10 protein-coding genes are annotated in these 16406 nt (G+C 68.8%); 8 read left to right on the top strand and 2 right to left on the bottom strand.

All coding sequences use genetic code 11. The annotated features are described in order from the left end of the window. Window positions 1-78: 78 nt before the first annotated feature. A complete protein-coding gene (locus ACIBUY_RS15035) occupies window positions 79-2763 on the bottom strand; it encodes a transglycosylase domain-containing protein (protein WP_365560332.1) in 2685 nt (894 codons plus the stop codon). Window positions 2764-3137: 374 nt separating this feature from the next. Between ACIBUY_RS15035 and ACIBUY_RS15030 the strand changes: the two genes are divergently transcribed. From ACIBUY_RS15030 to ACIBUY_RS15020, 3 genes are all read left to right on the top strand, one after another. Next, window positions 3138-3818 carry a helix-turn-helix transcriptional regulator gene (locus tag ACIBUY_RS15030; protein ID WP_365560330.1) on the top strand — a complete coding sequence of 227 codons (681 nt, stop codon included), beginning with the start codon at window positions 3138-3140 and terminating at the stop codon, window positions 3816-3818. Window positions 3819-3861: 43 nt separating this feature from the next. After that, window positions 3862-4944, top strand: coding sequence for an inositol-3-phosphate synthase (locus ACIBUY_RS15025; RefSeq protein WP_365560327.1), 1083 nt, complete (start codon window positions 3862-3864; stop codon window positions 4942-4944). Window positions 4945-5070: 126 nt separating this feature from the next. After that, a complete protein-coding gene (locus ACIBUY_RS15020) occupies window positions 5071-6354 on the top strand; it encodes an MFS transporter (protein WP_399152779.1) in 1284 nt (427 codons plus the stop codon). A 158-nt stretch (window positions 6355-6512) separates the two neighbouring features. Here the strand turns inward: ACIBUY_RS15020 and ACIBUY_RS15015 are convergent, their stop codons facing one another. Continuing rightward, complete coding sequence (locus ACIBUY_RS15015; RefSeq protein ID WP_365560322.1) at window positions 6513-7985, bottom strand: CCA tRNA nucleotidyltransferase; 1473 nt, start codon at window positions 7983-7985, stop codon at window positions 6513-6515. A 222-nt stretch (window positions 7986-8207) separates the two neighbouring features. Here ACIBUY_RS15015 and ACIBUY_RS15010 point away from each other — a divergent pair, with 222 nt between their 5' ends. From ACIBUY_RS15010 to ACIBUY_RS14990, 5 genes are all read left to right on the top strand, one after another. Then, the gene (locus tag ACIBUY_RS15010) at window positions 8208-10538 is read left to right on the top strand and encodes a DUF6049 family protein (protein WP_399152778.1); all 2331 of its coding nucleotides are present in this window, start codon (window positions 8208-8210) and stop codon (window positions 10536-10538) included. Window positions 10539-10583: 45 nt separating this feature from the next. After that, window positions 10584-12827, top strand: a complete 2244-nt coding sequence (murJ, locus tag ACIBUY_RS15005; RefSeq protein ID WP_399152777.1) for a murein biosynthesis integral membrane protein MurJ — start codon at window positions 10584-10586, stop codon at window positions 12825-12827. A gap of 120 nt (window positions 12828-12947) precedes the next feature. Further along, window positions 12948-14672, top strand: a complete 1725-nt coding sequence (locus tag ACIBUY_RS15000; RefSeq protein ID WP_365560313.1) for a protein kinase family protein — start codon at window positions 12948-12950, stop codon at window positions 14670-14672. A gap of 44 nt (window positions 14673-14716) precedes the next feature. Then, on the top strand, window positions 14717-15430 hold the full coding sequence (sigM, locus tag ACIBUY_RS14995; protein ID WP_365560310.1) for an RNA polymerase sigma factor SigM: 714 nt from the start codon (window positions 14717-14719) through the stop codon (window positions 15428-15430). Next, window positions 15427-16308: a hypothetical protein gene (locus ACIBUY_RS14990; protein ID WP_365560307.1), complete on the top strand. Its 882-nt coding sequence runs from the start codon at window positions 15427-15429 to the stop codon at window positions 16306-16308. The genes sigM and ACIBUY_RS14990 overlap by 4 nt, the downstream gene beginning before the upstream one ends. Window positions 16309-16406 lie beyond the last annotated feature (98 nt).

Here is a 16406-nt window from a genome sequence, read left to right as displayed (position 1 = left end):
GCGCCAGGAAAGAAAGAGGGAGTGGGCGGCTGTCCACCGCCCACTCCCTACGCGTGGCCCTCTCCGGAGCTCCGGGCGTTAGCCCGAATTGCCCCCGATGAAGCCGCCGTTCCCGTTTCCTCTCGAATTCCCGTTGCCGGTGCTCTCGCTGGCCGACGGCGACGAGGTCACCCCGCCGTCCGTCGTACCGCCGTCGGTCATGCCGCCGCCGGTCGTACCGCCGGTCTGGCAGTCCCAGCTCCACTGGCTGCAGGTTTCGCTCGTCGACGGCGACGGGTCGGGCGAGGACTGGGTCGGCGAGGGCTCGACCGGGGCCGAGGTGGTCGGCGCCGGCGGGCTCGTCGGGGTCGGTGTCGGGCTCGGCGAGCCGACCACCTCACCGATCTTCGAGGCCTCGGGGAAGTCCTTGTGGTCGACGCCCTTGAGCGCCGCCGACATGTAGTCCCGCCAGATCTGGGCCGGAATGTCACCACCGTGGATGGACGGCACGCCACCCGTGCCGTTCATGGAGAGGAGTTCCTTGCCGTTCGACCGGGGGTCGGTGCGGAACAGCGTGACGGCGGTGGACAGCTCCGGCGTGTAGCCCACGAACCAGGCCGACTTGTTCTTGTCGGTGGTACCGGTCTTGCCGGCGACGGGGAAGCCGATGTCGGCGACCTTCTTGCCCGTACCGTTCTTGACCACGTTCTGCAGGACGTCCGTGACGTTCTCCGCCACGTCCGGGTCCATGGCCCTGGACGGCTTCGGCACGTCGAAGCCCGGCAGTTCCTTGCCGTCCTTGTCGACGGCCTTGGTCACGGAGTACGGCTCATAGTGCTCGCCCGACGTGGCGAACGACCCGTACGCGTCCGCCATGCGAATGGCACTCGGCGTGGACGTACCCAGGGAGAACGAGGCGTTGTTCAGGTTCCCCTGGTCGAAGCTGGCATCGAGGATGCCCATCTTCTTGGCCATCTCGCGCGTCTTGCCGAGGCCCACGTCGATGCCGAGCTGCACGAACGGCGAGTTGATCGACTGCTCCATGGCCTTGCGCAGCGTGATCGGGCCCCACATCCTGGTGCCCTCGTTCTTCTGCCGGAAGGGCGTGCCGTCGGCCGCCCGGATGGGATCGCCGTTGCGGTCCTTGATGACGAGCAGGTCGTTGCCGTTGTACAGGCTCATCGGCGAGATGCCCTCGCCGTCGCTCTTGTAGGTGCCGTACTGCATCGCGGACGCCAGCACGATGGGCTTCCAGGTCGAGCCGACCGGCACACCCGCGGTGTTCGCGTTGTTCGTGTAGTGGTCCTGGTCGTACCCGGCACCGCCGTAGATCGCCACGATCTTGCCGGTGTCCGGCTCCACGGAACCGGCGCCGAACTGTACGTACTTGTCCGTCTTCGGCCGCTTCTTGGAGTCGAGGAAGACCTTCTCCGTCTTCTTGACGGACTTCTCGAGCTCTTCGACCTTCTTCTTGTTGAAGGTCGTGTAGATCTTGTATCCGCCCTTCTCCAGGTCCTCGGGCGAGATGCCGCTCTTCTTGGAGACGTAGTCCTTGGCGATGTCCACCAGGTAGCCGGTCTGCCCGGACAGTGCGGACTTCTGCTTCTCGAGCTTGGGGAAGCCCTTGAGGCCGTCGCGCTCGCTCTGGGGCATGTTCCCGACCTCGACCATGCGGTCGGCGATCCACTTCCAGCGGGACTGCGCGCGCGCCTTGTTGGCGGCCGGCGTCGCGCTGTCGCCGATGCCGCCGTCGGGGTTGTAGAGGTTCGGCCCCTTCAGGACCGACGCCAGGAAGATGCTCTGCTCGGTCGTGAGGTCGGCGGCGTCGCGGTCGAAGTAGGCCCGGGCCGCCGCCTGGATCCCGTAGGCGTTGCGACCGAAGTACGCGGTGTTGAGGTAGCCCTTGAGGATGTCGTCCTTGTCGACCGTGGCGCCCACCTTCACCGAGATGAAGAGCTCCTTGGCCTTGCGGGACAGCGACTGGGACTGGTCGTCCAGCATCGCGTTCTTCACGTACTGCTGGGTGATGGTCGAACCGCCCTGGGTCTCGCCGCCCTTCGCCATGTTGAACATGGCGCGTGCGATGCCCATGGGGTCGACGCCCGAGTCGTCGTAGAACGAGGCGTTCTCCGCGGAGATCACGGCCTTCTGCATGGACTTCGGGATCTCGGACAGCGGCACGATCTGGCGGTTCTGCTCACCGCCCGTCGCCGCCATCTGCGTCCCGTCGTCCCAGTAGAAGACGTTCGACTGGGCGGTGGCCGCCTGCGCCTCGATCGGCACGGACACGATCATCAGGCCGATGCCGAACGCCCCGATGCCCAGGAGCATGAAGCCGAAACACGTACCGACGACCTGCTTCCAGGACGGCACGAACCGGGCCCAGCCGTACTTGCCCGCGCGCGGGTAGTCGATGAACCTCTTCTTCTCGGGACGGCCGCCGCGGCCCCTGCCGCGCCCCGGGCCGTTCGGCCCGCCGCCACCGCGACGGCCACCGCCGCCGGCTCCACCACGGCCCGCGCCGTCGTCGGCGGCCCTGCGCCTGCCGCCTCCGGCGCCGCGCTGAGCCGCACGGCGCGCCTCGGCGCGGCCGCCCCAGGGGCGCTCCTCGCTCGCGCCCCCGTGCGAACCCGAGGACCTCGGGCCGCCGTAGGAATCAGACGGCGATCCAGTGGTGCCGCGCGGCATTGCACGACGGCCCGGTGATCCTCCGGACGCTCCGCGACGGGCCGCGGCGCGTCCGCCGCCCTGCGGCTGCGGCGGTTTGCGACGGTGCTCGCTCATCGAACGACTACTCCTCGGGCAGGCGCGGCCTCGCGCGCCTGGAAACGGCGGCTGGTTTCCGGTCCCCCCGAAGTACGGATGCGTCCCTTTCGGCACTCACCCGCACTGCACCCGGGACGACGACGCCCCCAGGCGTCACTTGGTTCCCGGTGGTCTGCATGGCGGACAGACTACGCACCGTCAAAACCCACCGAGGGGCGAAGTTCACCCCAAATCAGGCAAGTTGCTTCCTACGAATCGGTGATGTGACGCCGTTCACCGTGATCCCTCTTGTCGCAATCGTTGGGTCGTTCTATCGTCGAGATGTATCGAGCCGATACATCAGCACGACATAAAGAGTCGATACATGGGCCCGCGACAGTGAGGAGGCGACGATGAGCCGGCGCTCCGGCATCCTCGAGTTCGCCGTACTCGGACTGCTCCGCGAATCCCCGATGCACGGCTATGAGCTGCGCAAACGACTCAATACGTCGCTGGGGGTCTTCCGTGCCTTCAGCTACGGGACGCTGTACCCCTGCCTCAAGACGCTGGTCGCGAGCGGCTGGTTGATCGAGGAAGCGGGCGCGGGTCCCGCCGATGCCCTTGCCAGCTCACTCGCAGGGCGTCGCGCCAAGATCGTCTATCGGTTGACGGCGGAAGGTAAGGAGCACTTCGAGGATCTGCTCTCGCAGACCGGCCCCGATGCGTACGAGGACGAGCACTTCGCCGCGCGATTCGCCTTTTTCGGGCAGACGTCGCGTGACGTACGGATGCGCGTACTCGAAGGCCGTCGCAGCCGTCTGGAAGAGCGCCTCGAAAAGATGCGCCTCTCCTTCGCCCGCACCCGGGAGCGCCTGGACGACTACACGCTCGAGCTTCAGCGACACGGCATGGAGTCCGTGGAGCGCGAAGTGCGCTGGCTGAACGAGCTCATCGAGAGCGAGCGCGCGGGCCGCGACCAGCAAAGGTCGGGCCCGGGGGACGCAGCTCAGCAGGACACATCTGGAGAGACGGGCGGCCTGCCCCGGCACCGGGACAGCACCCGGCCGGATCCGTCCGACGACACCGCCACGTGAAGTCCAATCAGGACTTCACCAGTACACACAGGGAGCAACCGGAATGGGTTCGGTTCGCGTAGCCATCGTCGGCGTGGGCAACTGCGCCGCCTCGCTGGTGCAGGGCGTCGAGTTCTACAAGGACGCTGACCCGGAGACCAAGGTCCCCGGCCTCATGCACGTCCAGTTCGGCGACTACCACGTCGGCGACGTCGAGTTCGTCGCCGCGTTCGACGTCGACGCGAAGAAGGTCGGCCTCGACCTCGCGGACGCCATCGGCGCCTCCGAGAACAACACCATCAAGATCTGCGACGTCCCGAACACGGGCGTCCAGGTCCAGCGTGGTCACACGCTCGACGGTCTGGGCAAGTACTACCGCGAGACGATCGAGGAGTCCTCCGAGGCCCCCGCCGACGTCGTCCAGGTCCTCAAGGACAAGCAGGTCGACGTTCTCGTCTGCTACCTGCCCGTCGGTTCCGAGGACGCGGCGAAGTTCTACGCCCAGTGCGCCATCGACGCCAAGGTCGCCTTCGTCAACGCTCTTCCGGTCTTCATCGCCGGCACCAAGGAGTGGGCGGACAAGTTCACCGAGGCGGGCGTCCCGATCGTCGGCGACGACATCAAGTCGCAGGTCGGCGCGACCATCACGCACCGCGTGATGGCGAAGCTGTTCGAGGACCGCGGTGTCCGTCTTGAGCGCACCATGCAGCTCAACGTCGGCGGCAACATGGACTTCAAGAACATGCTCGAGCGCGACCGCCTCGAGTCGAAGAAGATCTCGAAGACGCAGGCCGTCACCTCGCAGATCCGCGACCGCGAGCTGGGCGACAAGAACGTCCACATCGGCCCGTCCGACTACGTCGCGTGGCTCGACGACCGCAAGTGGGCGTACGTCCGCCTCGAGGGCCGCGCCTTCGGTGAGGTCCCGCTGAACCTGGAGTACAAGCTCGAGGTCTGGGACTCCCCGAACTCCGCGGGTGTCATCATCGACGCCGTGCGCGCCGCGAAGATCGCCAAGGACCGCGGCATCGGCGGCCCGATCCTCTCCGCTTCCTCGTACTTCATGAAGTCCCCGCCGGTGCAGTACTTCGACGACGAGGCCTACGAGAACGTCGAGAAGTTCATCAAGGGCGAGGTCGAGCGCTGACCCACCCCTCATGAACGGCTGCGTGGCTGTTTCACGTGAAACAGCCACCGCCTGAGGGCTGTTGAGGCCCCCGGATCGCACACCTCGTGCGTCCGGGGGCCTCTCCCATATGTGAGGCTGTGCCCCATGGCTGTCGTCCGTGACCTGCGCGTCCTGCTGCGGCTGCGCGACTTCCGGCGCCTGCTCGCGCTGCGCCTGCTCTCCCAGGGCGCGGACGGCGTGTACCAGGTCGCACTCGCCACCTACGTCGTCTTCTCTCCGGAGAAGCAGACCTCGCCCGCCGCGATCGCCTCGGCGATGGCCGTCCTGCTGCTGCCGTACTCCCTCGTCGGCCCGTTCGCAGGCGTGCTGCTCGACCGCTGGCGCCGCCGCCAGGTCTTCCTCTACGGAAATCTGCTGCGGGTGGTCCTGGCCTCCGCGACCGCCGTACTCATGCTGAGCCAAGCGCCGGACTGGCTCTTCTACGCTTCGGCCCTCTGCGTCACCGCGGTCAACCGCTTCGTCCTGTCCGGTCTCTCGGCCGCGCTGCCCCGCGTCGTCGACGCCGACCGCCTCGTGATGGCCAACTCGCTCTCGCCGACCGCGGGTACCCTCGCCGCGACCCTGGGCGGCGGTCTCGCCTTCGCCGTGCGACTGCTCGCCTCGGACTCGGACGCGGCAGTCGTCCTCCTCGGCGCGGCCCTGTACCTGTGCGCCGCACTCGCCTCGCTGCGCATGGACGTACAACTCCTCGGACCGGACCAGGAGTTGGTGCAATCCCGGCTGGGTGCGGCGCTGTCCGGCACCGCGCGGGATCTCCTCTCCGGCGTACGCCATCTCGCTTCCCGGCGTCCCGCGGCACGCGCCCTGGCCGCGATCACGGTGATGCGGTTCTGCTACGGCGCCCTGCTCGTCATGGTGCTCATGCTGTGCCGGTACGCGTGGTCGTCCACGGAGTCCGACGGCCTGGCACTGCTCGGCCTGGCGGTGGGCATCTCAGGAGCGGGGTTCTTCGTCGCTGCCGTCGTGACACCGGCGGCGGCCGCTCGGTTCGGAGCGGGTGGCTGGATCGTGATCTGCGCCGGCGTGGCCGCCGTCCTGGAACTCGCACTGGGGCTCCCCTTCGAACCCGCCCCCACTCTGGTGGCCGCCTTCGTCCTGGGGCTCACCACTCAGGGCGCGAAAATCGCAACGGACACGGTCATCCAGTCCTCGGTGGACGACGGCTTCCGCGGCCGGATCTTCTCCGTCTACGACGTGCTGTTCAACATCTCGTTCGTCGGCGCAGCCGCCGTGGCAGCCCTGATGCTTCCGCCGGACGGACGCTCGATCCCGCTCGTGGTGCTCGTGGCGGCTCTCTACGGGGCAGTGGCACTCACCATGGCCCGTTTCGGTACACGGGTGAACGACGGCGTGGACGACGCGGTCTGACCCGGTCTGACGCGGCCGGGCGCGGCCGGGCGCGGGAATCGGCGTATCCCTCACGATCCGCGCGATGTTTCACGTGAAACACGATCCGGATCGACCTGTCGACCTATGGCTGGGGGCGCTGTTTCACGTGAAACAGCGCCCCCACTCCGTGCCGGTTCTCAGTCCTGCGAGAGCCCGGCCCACCACTCCTTGAGGGCCGCCACGGCCGCGTCGTACTCCATCGGCCCGTTCTCCAGACGGAGTTCGAGCAGGAACTTGTACGCCTGCCCGATCACCGGGCCCGGCCGCACATCCAGGATCTCCATGATCTGGTTGCCGTCGAGATCGGGGCGGATCGAGTCCAGCTCTTCCTGTTCCTGGAGCCGCGCGATGCGCTCCTCAAGCCCGTCGTAGGCTCGCGACAGGGCATTGGCCTTGCGCTTGTTCCGCGTCGTGCAATCAGAACGAGTCAGCTTGTGCAGACGCTCCAGAAGCGGTCCCGCGTCGCGTACGTAGCGGCGCACGGCGGAGTCCGTCCACTCGCCGGTGCCGTACCCGTGAAAGCGCAGGTGCAGCTCGACGAGGCGCGAGACATCCTTCACGAGCTCGTTGGAGTACTTGAGCGCCGTCATGCGCTTCTTCGTCATCTTGGCGCCGACCACCTCGTGGTGGTGGAAGGAGACCCGGCCGTCCTTCTCGAAGCGGCGGGTGCGCGGCTTGCCGATGTCGTGCAGCAGCGCCGCGAGACGCAGCGTCAGATCGGGGCCGTCCGTCTCCAGCGCCATGGCCTGCTCGAGCACGATCAGCGTGTGGTCGTACACGTCCTTGTGCCGGTGGTGCTCGTCGCGCTCGAGACGCAGGGCGGGCAGCTCGGGCAGGACGTGGTCGGCCAGGCCGGTGTCGACGAGCAGAGTGAGGCCCTTGCGCGGGTGCGCGGAGAGGATCAGCTTGTTCAGCTCGTCCCGGACGCGCTCGGCGGAGACGATCTCGATGCGGCCCGCCATCGCCTTCATCGCCGCGACGACCTCAGGGGCCACCTCGAAGTCGAGCTGCGCGGCGAAGCGGGCGGCCCGCATCATCCGCAGCGGGTCGTCGGAGAAGGAGTCCTCGGGCGTACCGGGCGTGCGCAGGATCCGCGCGGCCAGGTCGTCGAGACCTCCGTGCGGGTCGATGAAGTCCTTCTCAGGGAGAGCGACGGCCATCGCGTTCACCGTGAAGTCACGGCGGACGAGGTCTTCCTCGATGGAATTGCCGTACGACACCTCGGGCTTGCGCGAGGTGCGGTCGTACGCCTCGGAGCGATAGGTCGTGACCTCGATCTCGAAGGTCTGGTCGACGCCCTCGACGCGACCGTTCTTCTGGCAGCCGACGGTGCCGAACGCGATCCCGACCTCCCAGACGGCGTCGGCCCAGGGACGGACGATCTTCAGTACGTCCTCGGGGCGGGCATCGGTGGTGAAGTCCAGGTCGTTGCCGAGCCGGCCGAGCAATGCGTCCCGGACCGAACCACCGACCAGGGCGAGGGAGAACCCGGCCTCCTGGAATCGGCGGGCGAGGTCGTCGGCGACAGGCGAAACCCGCAGCAGCTCGCTGACGGCGCGGCGCTGCACCTCGCTCAGGGCACTGGCATTGTCTTCATTGGCGTTCGGCACAACAGGAAAGGGTACGTGGCTCGGGTGGCCCGAACCGAACCGTTTCCCGGGGCCGTGACAAGACCGCCGGAGCGGCCCCCTACCCTGGCTCCACGATCTTGTGGGAGCGGACCGTGGCACTCAGCCACAGTGCTCCTCGTTACCATGCGTGGACACATCTGCGACCACTGACGACGACGAGGGACGGACGAGCGCGTGGCCGAGGCGGCAGACTTTCCCGGGATGAGCCCCTCACCTGCCCGCCGACTGCTGCGGCGCACCGGAACCCTGCTCGCCGCGGCGCCGCTCCTGGCTGCGCTGCCCTTGCTGCCCGGCACCGCCCCCGCGTCGGCGGCGACCCCGACGACCGCCACCGCCGACGCGACCGGTACGAGCACGGTCGACGTGACGGTGAACCAGCTTTCGCCCACTGTGCCGACGGAGCAGGACACGCTCACGGTCCGCGGCAAGATCACCAACAACGGCCGGCAAGCGATCACGGACGCCCATGTCGGCCTGCGGGTCGGCATCTCCTACGCCGGACGCTCGGCGATCGACGCCGCCGCGAAGAGCAGTACGGGCGGCTCCCCGGAGGGCACGGAGGTCGCGAGCAAGTACGCGCAGAAGGTCGCGAAGCTCGCCCCCGGTGCGACCCAGGACTTCACGCTGTCGGTGCCGGTCGAGGAACTGCATCTCAACGCCGACGGCGTCTACCAGATCAGCGTCGCCCTCAAGGGCGAGACGGCCGCCCTGCCGTACCCGACGACGCTCGGCATCCAGCGGACCTTCCTGCCCTGGCAGCCCGACGACGCGGACACCCGGACGAAGACCACCGTTCTGTGGCCGCTGATCTCCGACACCCATCTCACCGCGGAAACGGGAACGGACGAGCAGCAGACGCCCGTCTTCGACGACGACAGTCTGGCCCAGCAGATCGGTCCCGGCGGCCGTCTCCAGCAGATGCTGGAGCTCGGCAGCGGCCTCGACATCACCTGGGTGATCGACCCCGATCTGCTCGCCTCGGTCGACGCGATGACGGAGACGTACAAGATCAAGGATGCGGACGGGACGTTCACGTCCGGCAAGAACCAGGCGATCGCCAAGGAGTGGCTGGGCGAGCTGCAGAACGCCGTGCAGGGCCAGAAGGTGGTCACACTGCCGTTCGCCGACCCGGACCTGGCCTCGCTCGCGCACAACGGCACGAAGGTGACCGGGTCGCTCGGGCACCTCAAGGACGCCACGGACGCCGCCGTCGCGGCCGTCGACACGATCCTTCACGTGAAGGCGGACACGTCCTACGCGTGGCCCGCCGAGGGCGCCGTGGACAAGGACATCGTCAAGGTCGCCACTTCCGCGGGCGCGAACAAGATCATCGCGCGCAGTGACTCCCTCCAGGACGACCTCGCCTACACGCCGTCCGCTGCCCGTCCCATCGGTGGCGGCGCCACGGCCGTGGTCGCCGACGCCCGCCTGTCGACCGCGTTCCAGGGGGACATGGCACGCGCCGAGACCTCGACGCTCGCCGTCCAGAAGTTCCTCGCCCAGAGCCTGATGCTCAACCTGCAGACCGACAAGCAGCGCAGCGTCGTCGTCGCCCCGCAGCGCACCCCCACCACCAGCCAGGCCCACTCCATGGCCCAGGCCGTGCGGGCGCTGCAGGACGGCACCTGGTCGCAGTCCCAGAGCTTGTCGGCCGCCGCCTCCTCGAAGCCGGACCCGGGCGCGACCACCCAGGTTCCGTCCGCACGCTCGTACCCCGCGTCCCTGCGCAGGCAGGAGCTGTCGAGGCCCGCGTTCGAGGAGATCCAGGAAACCCAGCGCTCCCTGGAGAACTTCAAGGTCGTCCTCAGCGACCCGTCCCGGGTGGTGACGCCGTTCGGCCGCGCGATGGACCGGGAGATGTCCACGTCCTGGCGTTCCAAGGCGGCGGCCTCCCAGTCGTTCCGTGACGGCGTCTCGTCGTACCTCTCCGAACTCAGCGGCCAGGTCTCGCTGATCCCGAAGTCCGGCGTCAGACTCTCGGGCCGCAGCGCGACGATCCCGGTGTCCGTGCAGAACAACCTGTGGCAGGACGTCGACCACCTCGTCCTGCGCCTCACCTCGGCCAACGGCACCCGCCTCAAGATCGGCGACGGGGCCTCCGAGGACAAGCTCGTGAAGATCGCCAGCGGGCACAGCCAGTCCGTGAAGTTCACGACCACGGCCAAGGCGACCGGCCCGGTCACCGTCTACGCCCAGCTGTTCACCGCGGACAACCAGCCCTATGGCAAGAAGATCGCCTTCAAGGTGGACGCCACGGAGATCACGCCGACCGTGATGCTCGTCATCGGCGGCGGCGTCCTGCTGCTCGTCCTGGCCGGGTTCCGGATGTACACCCAGCGCAAGCGTGCCGCCGCCCAGCAGGCGCAGGACGGCCCGCAGGAGGATTCCGCCGCGGCCGTACAGGACGCGCCGGAATCCGACTCGGTGCCCACCGCGCGGGCAGACGTTCCGCAGCAGCCGAGTGACCCGACGGCTGACACCTCTTCCGAAAGCACGGCCCCGTCGGGCACGGGTGAGAGAGTGGACCGTTGAGCGATGTCGTGGCCGGTGGGCCGGGGACGATGAGGTGGGGTAACCATGAACGCGCCGTACGACGGTGACCGTGGCCAGGGCCAGGGCGGCTCTGCCTCGGGCGATGGCCACCCGTACGCCGGCTCCTACGGGGCCGACGGTCAGGTACCGCCGCCCCAGCCCGCCCCCGACGCGTATCCACAGGACGCGTACCTCCAGGACGCCTACGACCAGGATCCGTACCGGGCGCACGACCTCGCCGCCCAGGACCCGGTGACCGAGGCGCTGTACGACCGCGCGGCGCACCCGCCGCCGCCCCCCGGCACGTACCAGGCGCAACCGCTGTACGCGCCGCCGCCCACGAACCAGTACCAGCCCGACCCCCGCGTGTGGGCGCAGACGCCCGCGCCGGAGCCCGAGGGCCCCACTCAGTACCTGCCGTACGGCGACGACGCGCGCACGACCCAGTTCGTGGGCGTCGACGACCTGGTGACGCAGGCCGCCGAGGAGCGTCACGAGCCGGACGCCTTCGCCCACCTCTTCCGGGACCAGCAGCCCGGCTACACCGGAGGCCGTGCACCGGCGCAGCCGCCGGTCGACGACGCGACCCGGGTCCTCGGCCAGGCAGCGGTGCCGGTGCCCCCGCCGGCAGCGGCTCCCGCGCCCGCCCCGAAGAAGGGCGGCCGCGCGGCGGGCCTCATGAAGTCGAGTGCGGTGATGGCCGCGGGCACGCTGGTCTCCCGGCTGACCGGCTTCGTCCGCACCATGGTGATCACCGCGGCGCTCGGCGCCGGACTCCTCGGTGACACCTGGACGGTCGCGTACACGCTGCCGACGATGATCTACATCCTGACCGTCGGCGGCGGCCTCAACTCGGTGTTCGTACCGCAGCTCGTCCGCTCCATGAAGGAGGACGAGGACGGCGGCGAGGCCTACGCCAACCGGCTGCTCACCCTCGTGATGGTCGCCCTCGCGGTGATCGTCGCGATCGTCGTCTTCGCGGCACCCCTGCTGATCAAGCTGATGTCGGACACGGTCTCCAGCAATCCGGCCGCCGACAACGTGGGCGTCACCTTCGCCCGCTACTGCCTGCCCACGATCTTCTTCATGGGTGTGCACGTGGTCATGGGCCAGATCCTGAACGCCCGTGGGAAGTTCGGCGCGATGATGTGGACCCCGGTCCTGAACAACATCGTCATGATCTTCACGTTCGGCATGTTCATCTGGGTCTACGGCACCGCGGCCGAGAGCAGGATGGGCGTCACGACCATCCCGCCGGACGGCGTCCGCATGCTCGGCCTCGGCACCCTGCTCGGCCTGATGGTCCAGGCGCTGGCGATGATCCCGTACCTGCGCGAGACCGGCTTCCGCTTCCGCCTCCGCTTCGACTGGAAGGGCCACGGCCTCGGCAAGGCCGTGAAGCTCGCGAAGTGGACCGTCCTGTTCGTCCTCGCCAACCAGGCCGGTGTCATCGTCGTCACCCAGCTCGCCACCGCGGCGGGCGAGGCCTCCCCGGTCAAGGGCACGGGCATCCTGGGCTACTCGAACGCCCAGCTGATCTGGGGCATGCCGCAGGCCATCATCACGGTCTCCGTCATGGCCGCGATGCTGCCGCGCATCTCGCGCGCCGCCCACGACGGCGACCCCGGCGCGGTCCGCGACGACATCTCCTCGGGCCTGCGCACCTCGGCGGTCGCGATCGTCCCGGTGGCCTTCATGTTCGTGGCACTCGGCGTCCCGATGTGCACCCTGCTCTTCGGCTCCAGCGGCATCGAGGCCGCCCAGTCCATGGGCTACATCCTCATGGCGTTCGGTCTCGGCCTCATCCCGTTCTCCGTGCAGTACGTGGTGCTGCGCGGCTTCTACGCGTACGAGGACACCCGGACGCCCTTCTACAACACGGTCATCGTCGCCGCCGTCAACGCCGCCGCCTCGGCCCTGTGCTACGTCATCCTGCCCGCCCGGTGGGCAGTCGTCGGCATGGCCTTCTCGTACGGTCTCGCGTACGCGATCGGGGTCGGTGTCGCGTGGCGACGCCTGGGCAAGCGGCTCGGTGGCGACCTGGACGGCCCGAACGTCGTGCGTACGTACGCCCGCCTCTGCCTCGCGTCCGTTCCCGCCACGATCATCGGCGGCGGAATCGGGTACGCGCTCACCAAGGCACTCGGCCACGGCGCGTTCGGGTCGATCGCGGCGCTGGTCGTCGGTGGCGCCGTACTGCTCGGCGTCTTCTACGTGGCCGCGCGCAAGATGCGCATCGAAGAGCTGAATTCGATGGTCGGAATGGTGCGCGGACGCCTCGGCCGCTGACTCGGCCGGAAGTGCGCACAACCATCGGCGACCACCGCGTGTCGTGCATAGCGCGAGACTGTGGGCACAATTGGGTTTGGCGTCGCAGTGAATGCAACGGATGGGGAGGCAGGAACGACGGTGGCGGAACGGAGCACGGCTGCCGTCGACGTGGCCGACAACGGCGGTGACGAACCGCTGGCCGCCAAGGCGGACAAGGCGGAGCAGGCCACGGCCGACGGGGTGGCCAAGACCGGGGAGCGGGACACCACGGCAGCTGAAGAGAGCGCGGACACGGCGGAGACGGGCACGCACATGAGCCCCGGCGCGGCCTCGCCGCCCGAGCTGCACAGCGGCCACAAGCTCGCCAGACGCTATCGACTCGAAGAGTGCGTCACCCGTCTGGACGGTTTCAGCAGCTGGCGTGCGGTCGACGAGAAGCTCCGTCGCGCCGTCGGCGTGCACCTCCTGCCTGCCGACCACGCACGGGCCCGCTCGGTGCTCGCCGCGGCCCGCTCGTCGGCGCTGCTCGGCGACCCCCGCTTCGTGCAGGTCCTGGACGCGGTGGAGGAGAACGACCTCGTCTACGTCGTCCACGAGTGGCTGCCCGACGCGACCGAACTCACGGCCCTGCTCGCCGTGAACACCCTGGAGACGCACGACGCGTACCAGATGGTCAACCAGGTCTCGCACGCCATGGCGGCCGCCCATCGCGAGGGTCTCGCGCATCTGCGGCTCACGCCGAGCGCCGTACTGCGCACCTCCACCGGACAGTGGCGCATCCGCGGCCTCGCCGTGAACGCGGCACTGCGCGGCATCACGTCCGACACTCCGCAGCGCAGCGACGCCGAGGCGATCGGGGCACTGCTGTATGCCTCCCTGACGCAGCGCTGGCCGTACGAAAACGACGCATACGGCCTGTCCGGGCTGCCCAAGGACGTCGGCCTCATCGCCCCGGACCAGGTCCGCGCCGGCGTGCACCGCGGCCTCGCAGAGCTCGCCATGCGCGCTCTCGCCAACCACGGAGCGACCGCTTCCCGCCAGGAACCGCCGTGCACCACGCCGGAGGACCTGGTGAAGGCCATCGGCGAGATGCCCAAGATCCGCCCGCCGGAGCCCGCGTTCACCGCGCCTCCGGAGTACCAGCGGACCACGTACCAGCAGGGGACGTACGGCCGCCCGGCTGTGCCCGGCGCCACCCAGCCCGTGCCCACGCCGCCGGCCCCGCTGCAGGGCCGCACCGGGAAGGCCCTCAAGTGGGCCGTCTCGGCGTTGCTGATCGCCGCCCTGGGCCTCGGCAGCTGGCAGCTCGCGGACGCCCTCATGGACCGCGGCAGCTCCGGCAGTTCCGAGACGACGCACACGAAGGACGGCGGCGGCAAGGACGCCAAGAAGCCGACGAAACCGTTGACCATCGAGGGCGCCAAGGAATACGTCGCCAAGGGCGACGCTCAGGCGCCCGGTGACGTGCAGAAGACGTACGACGGCGACAGCGCTTCGTACTGGCGGACCAACTCGTTCTACGACGGCCCTGAGATGGTCATAAAGCCCGGCGTCGGCATCGTCTACGACCTCGGCTCCGAGCAGGAGGTGTCGTCCGCCTCGATAAAGCTCCGTTACGGCGGTGACCACACCACCGTCTCGTTGTACGCGTCGGACTCGCTCAGCCCTGCTTCGGTCGACGGCCTGAAGCGGATCGGTGCCAAGGACCAGACCACCACCACGACGGCGACCTTCAAGGCCGATGAGCCGGTGAAGACGAGGTATGTGCTCGTCTGGCTGACCGCACTGCCCCACGCGGGCAAGGATGGGTACAGCGACGCTGGCTTCAAGCAGGGCATCACGGATGTGAAGTTCACCGGCTGACGACGCGTAACGGGACGGAGCTCGCAGGGGGAGGGGGTTCGGCAGTGGACGACGCCTACGGCGGAGTGAGCGATCAGGACCTCCTCGCCCGCCATGTCGAGGGCGACAAGGACGCCTTCGGCGAGATCGTGCGGCGCCACCGGGACCGGCTCTGGGCCGTGGCCCTGAGGACGCTCGGAGACCGGGAGGAAGCCGCCGACGCGGTGCAGGATGCCCTCGTCTCCGCCTACCGCGCCGCACACACCTTCCGCGGCCAGTCCGCCGTGACGACCTGGCTGCACCGCATCACCGTCAACGCGTGCCTGGACCGGGCCCGCAAGATGGCCTCGCGCAAGACCGCTCCCGTGGACGACACCGAGCGCTTCGACCAGCTTCTGGAGCCACACGAATCGGCTGCCGCCCCCGCGGAGCGCAACGACCTCCATCGGGAACTCCTGGAAGCCCTGGGATCGCTGCCGCCCGACCAACGGGCCGCTCTCGTCCTCGTCGACATGCAGGGCTACCCGGTCGCCGAGGCGGCCCGGATCCTCGACGTTCCCACCGGAACCGTCAAAAGCCGCTGCGCCCGTGGCAGAGCCAGACTTCTCCCTCTCCTGACACATCTCCGTACGGAGAGCGGTGACCAGGGAAGTGGCGAGAACCCGCCCCCTGGACGGAACCGGACGCAGGGGACATCCGTCCCACCCGCAGCGGGGCCTCGGGACGAGGCAGGACCAAATGATTCGGCTGCGGTGAAGGGCGGAGGTGGGCGAGCGTGACATCCACGACCGACACGGCAGAACATCCAGAGGTCACCGAGATCTCCGACCTCGCCGAAGGCCTGCTGCCCCCCTCCCGTACGTCCGACGTCCGGCGGCACATCGACGACTGTGTCCTGTGTGCCGACGTCTACGCCTCGGTGGAGGAGATCCGCGGCATGCTCGGCGCTCTGCCGGACCCCGTGCCGATGCCCGAGGACCTCGTCGGCAGGATCGACGCTGCACTGGCCGCCGAAGCGGAAGCCGCAGCCGATCCCGTTTCACGTGAAACATCGACCGCCGCCGAGCCCGAATCGGCTCCGCGTTCCTCGGATCGACCCGCTGGACATCCCCGTGCCGCCGCCGGTCCGGGACGCAAGGCGCGACGCTCCCGGCGCCGCACAGGCGCCGCACTCGGCGCGGTCCTGACCGCGGCCGCACTCGGCGTGGGAGCACTGCTCCTGCAGAACGGCGGCGGTTCCTCTACTGCGGGTCACACCTCGGCCAGTGGGGCGACGGACACCCTCGCCGAGGGTTCGCTGGGCTCGAAGGTGTCCGAGCTGCTCACCAAGCAGGGGGAGAACGTCGCACCGCCCACCTCCGAGGAGCCGTCGTTCGGCACCAAGGAAAGCGGCCCCAAGACGCCGAACACGGTCCCGACGATCCCGAAGCAAGCCGTCTCCGTGCCGCCCTGCATCCAGCTGGGAACCCACCGGGTCGAGAAGCCGCTCGCGGCCACGGAAGGCACGTACGAAGGAAAGAACGCCTACCTCGTCGTGCTGCCGCACAAGACCGACCCCGCGCATCGCGTCACGGCCTTCATCGTGGACTCCGCCTGTGTGAAACAGGCGTCCTCCGCGGGCAAGCTGCTGTACACCCACGACTACGACCGCGGCTGACACCTGCCGCGAGGGGCACCCGAACGCACTCCCGACGTGCGACCGGACACGTCGGGAATGCACGCCCCGTAGGATCCGTTGGGTGGGGTGAGAGTCCT

It is taken from the genome of Streptomyces sp. NPDC050085, from assembly GCF_044460595.1.
Classification (GTDB): domain Bacteria; phylum Actinomycetota; class Actinomycetes; order Streptomycetales; family Streptomycetaceae; genus Streptomyces.
This window is presented reverse-complemented; position numbering and strand designations above follow the sequence as displayed.

Bases quoted from the DNA above. Each gene is read 5' to 3' on its own strand.
- ACIBUY_RS15020 (WP_399152779.1), top strand. From the start codon at position 5,071: ATGGCTGTCGTCCGTGACCTGCGCGTCCTGCTGCGGCTGCGCGACTTC.
- ACIBUY_RS15030 (WP_365560330.1), top strand. From the start codon at position 3,138: ATGAGCCGGCGCTCCGGCATCCTCGAGTTCGCCGTACTCGGACTGCTC.
- ACIBUY_RS15035 (WP_365560332.1), bottom strand. From the start codon at position 2,763: ATGAGCGAGCACCGTCGCAAACCGCCGCAGCCGCAGGGCGGCGGACGC.
- murJ (WP_399152777.1), top strand. From the start codon at position 10,584: ATGAACGCGCCGTACGACGGTGACCGTGGCCAGGGCCAGGGCGGCTCT.
- ACIBUY_RS15010 (WP_399152778.1), top strand. From the start codon at position 8,208: ATGAGCCCCTCACCTGCCCGCCGACTGCTGCGGCGCACCGGAACCCTG.
- ACIBUY_RS15025 (WP_365560327.1), top strand. From the start codon at position 3,862: ATGGGTTCGGTTCGCGTAGCCATCGTCGGCGTGGGCAACTGCGCCGCC.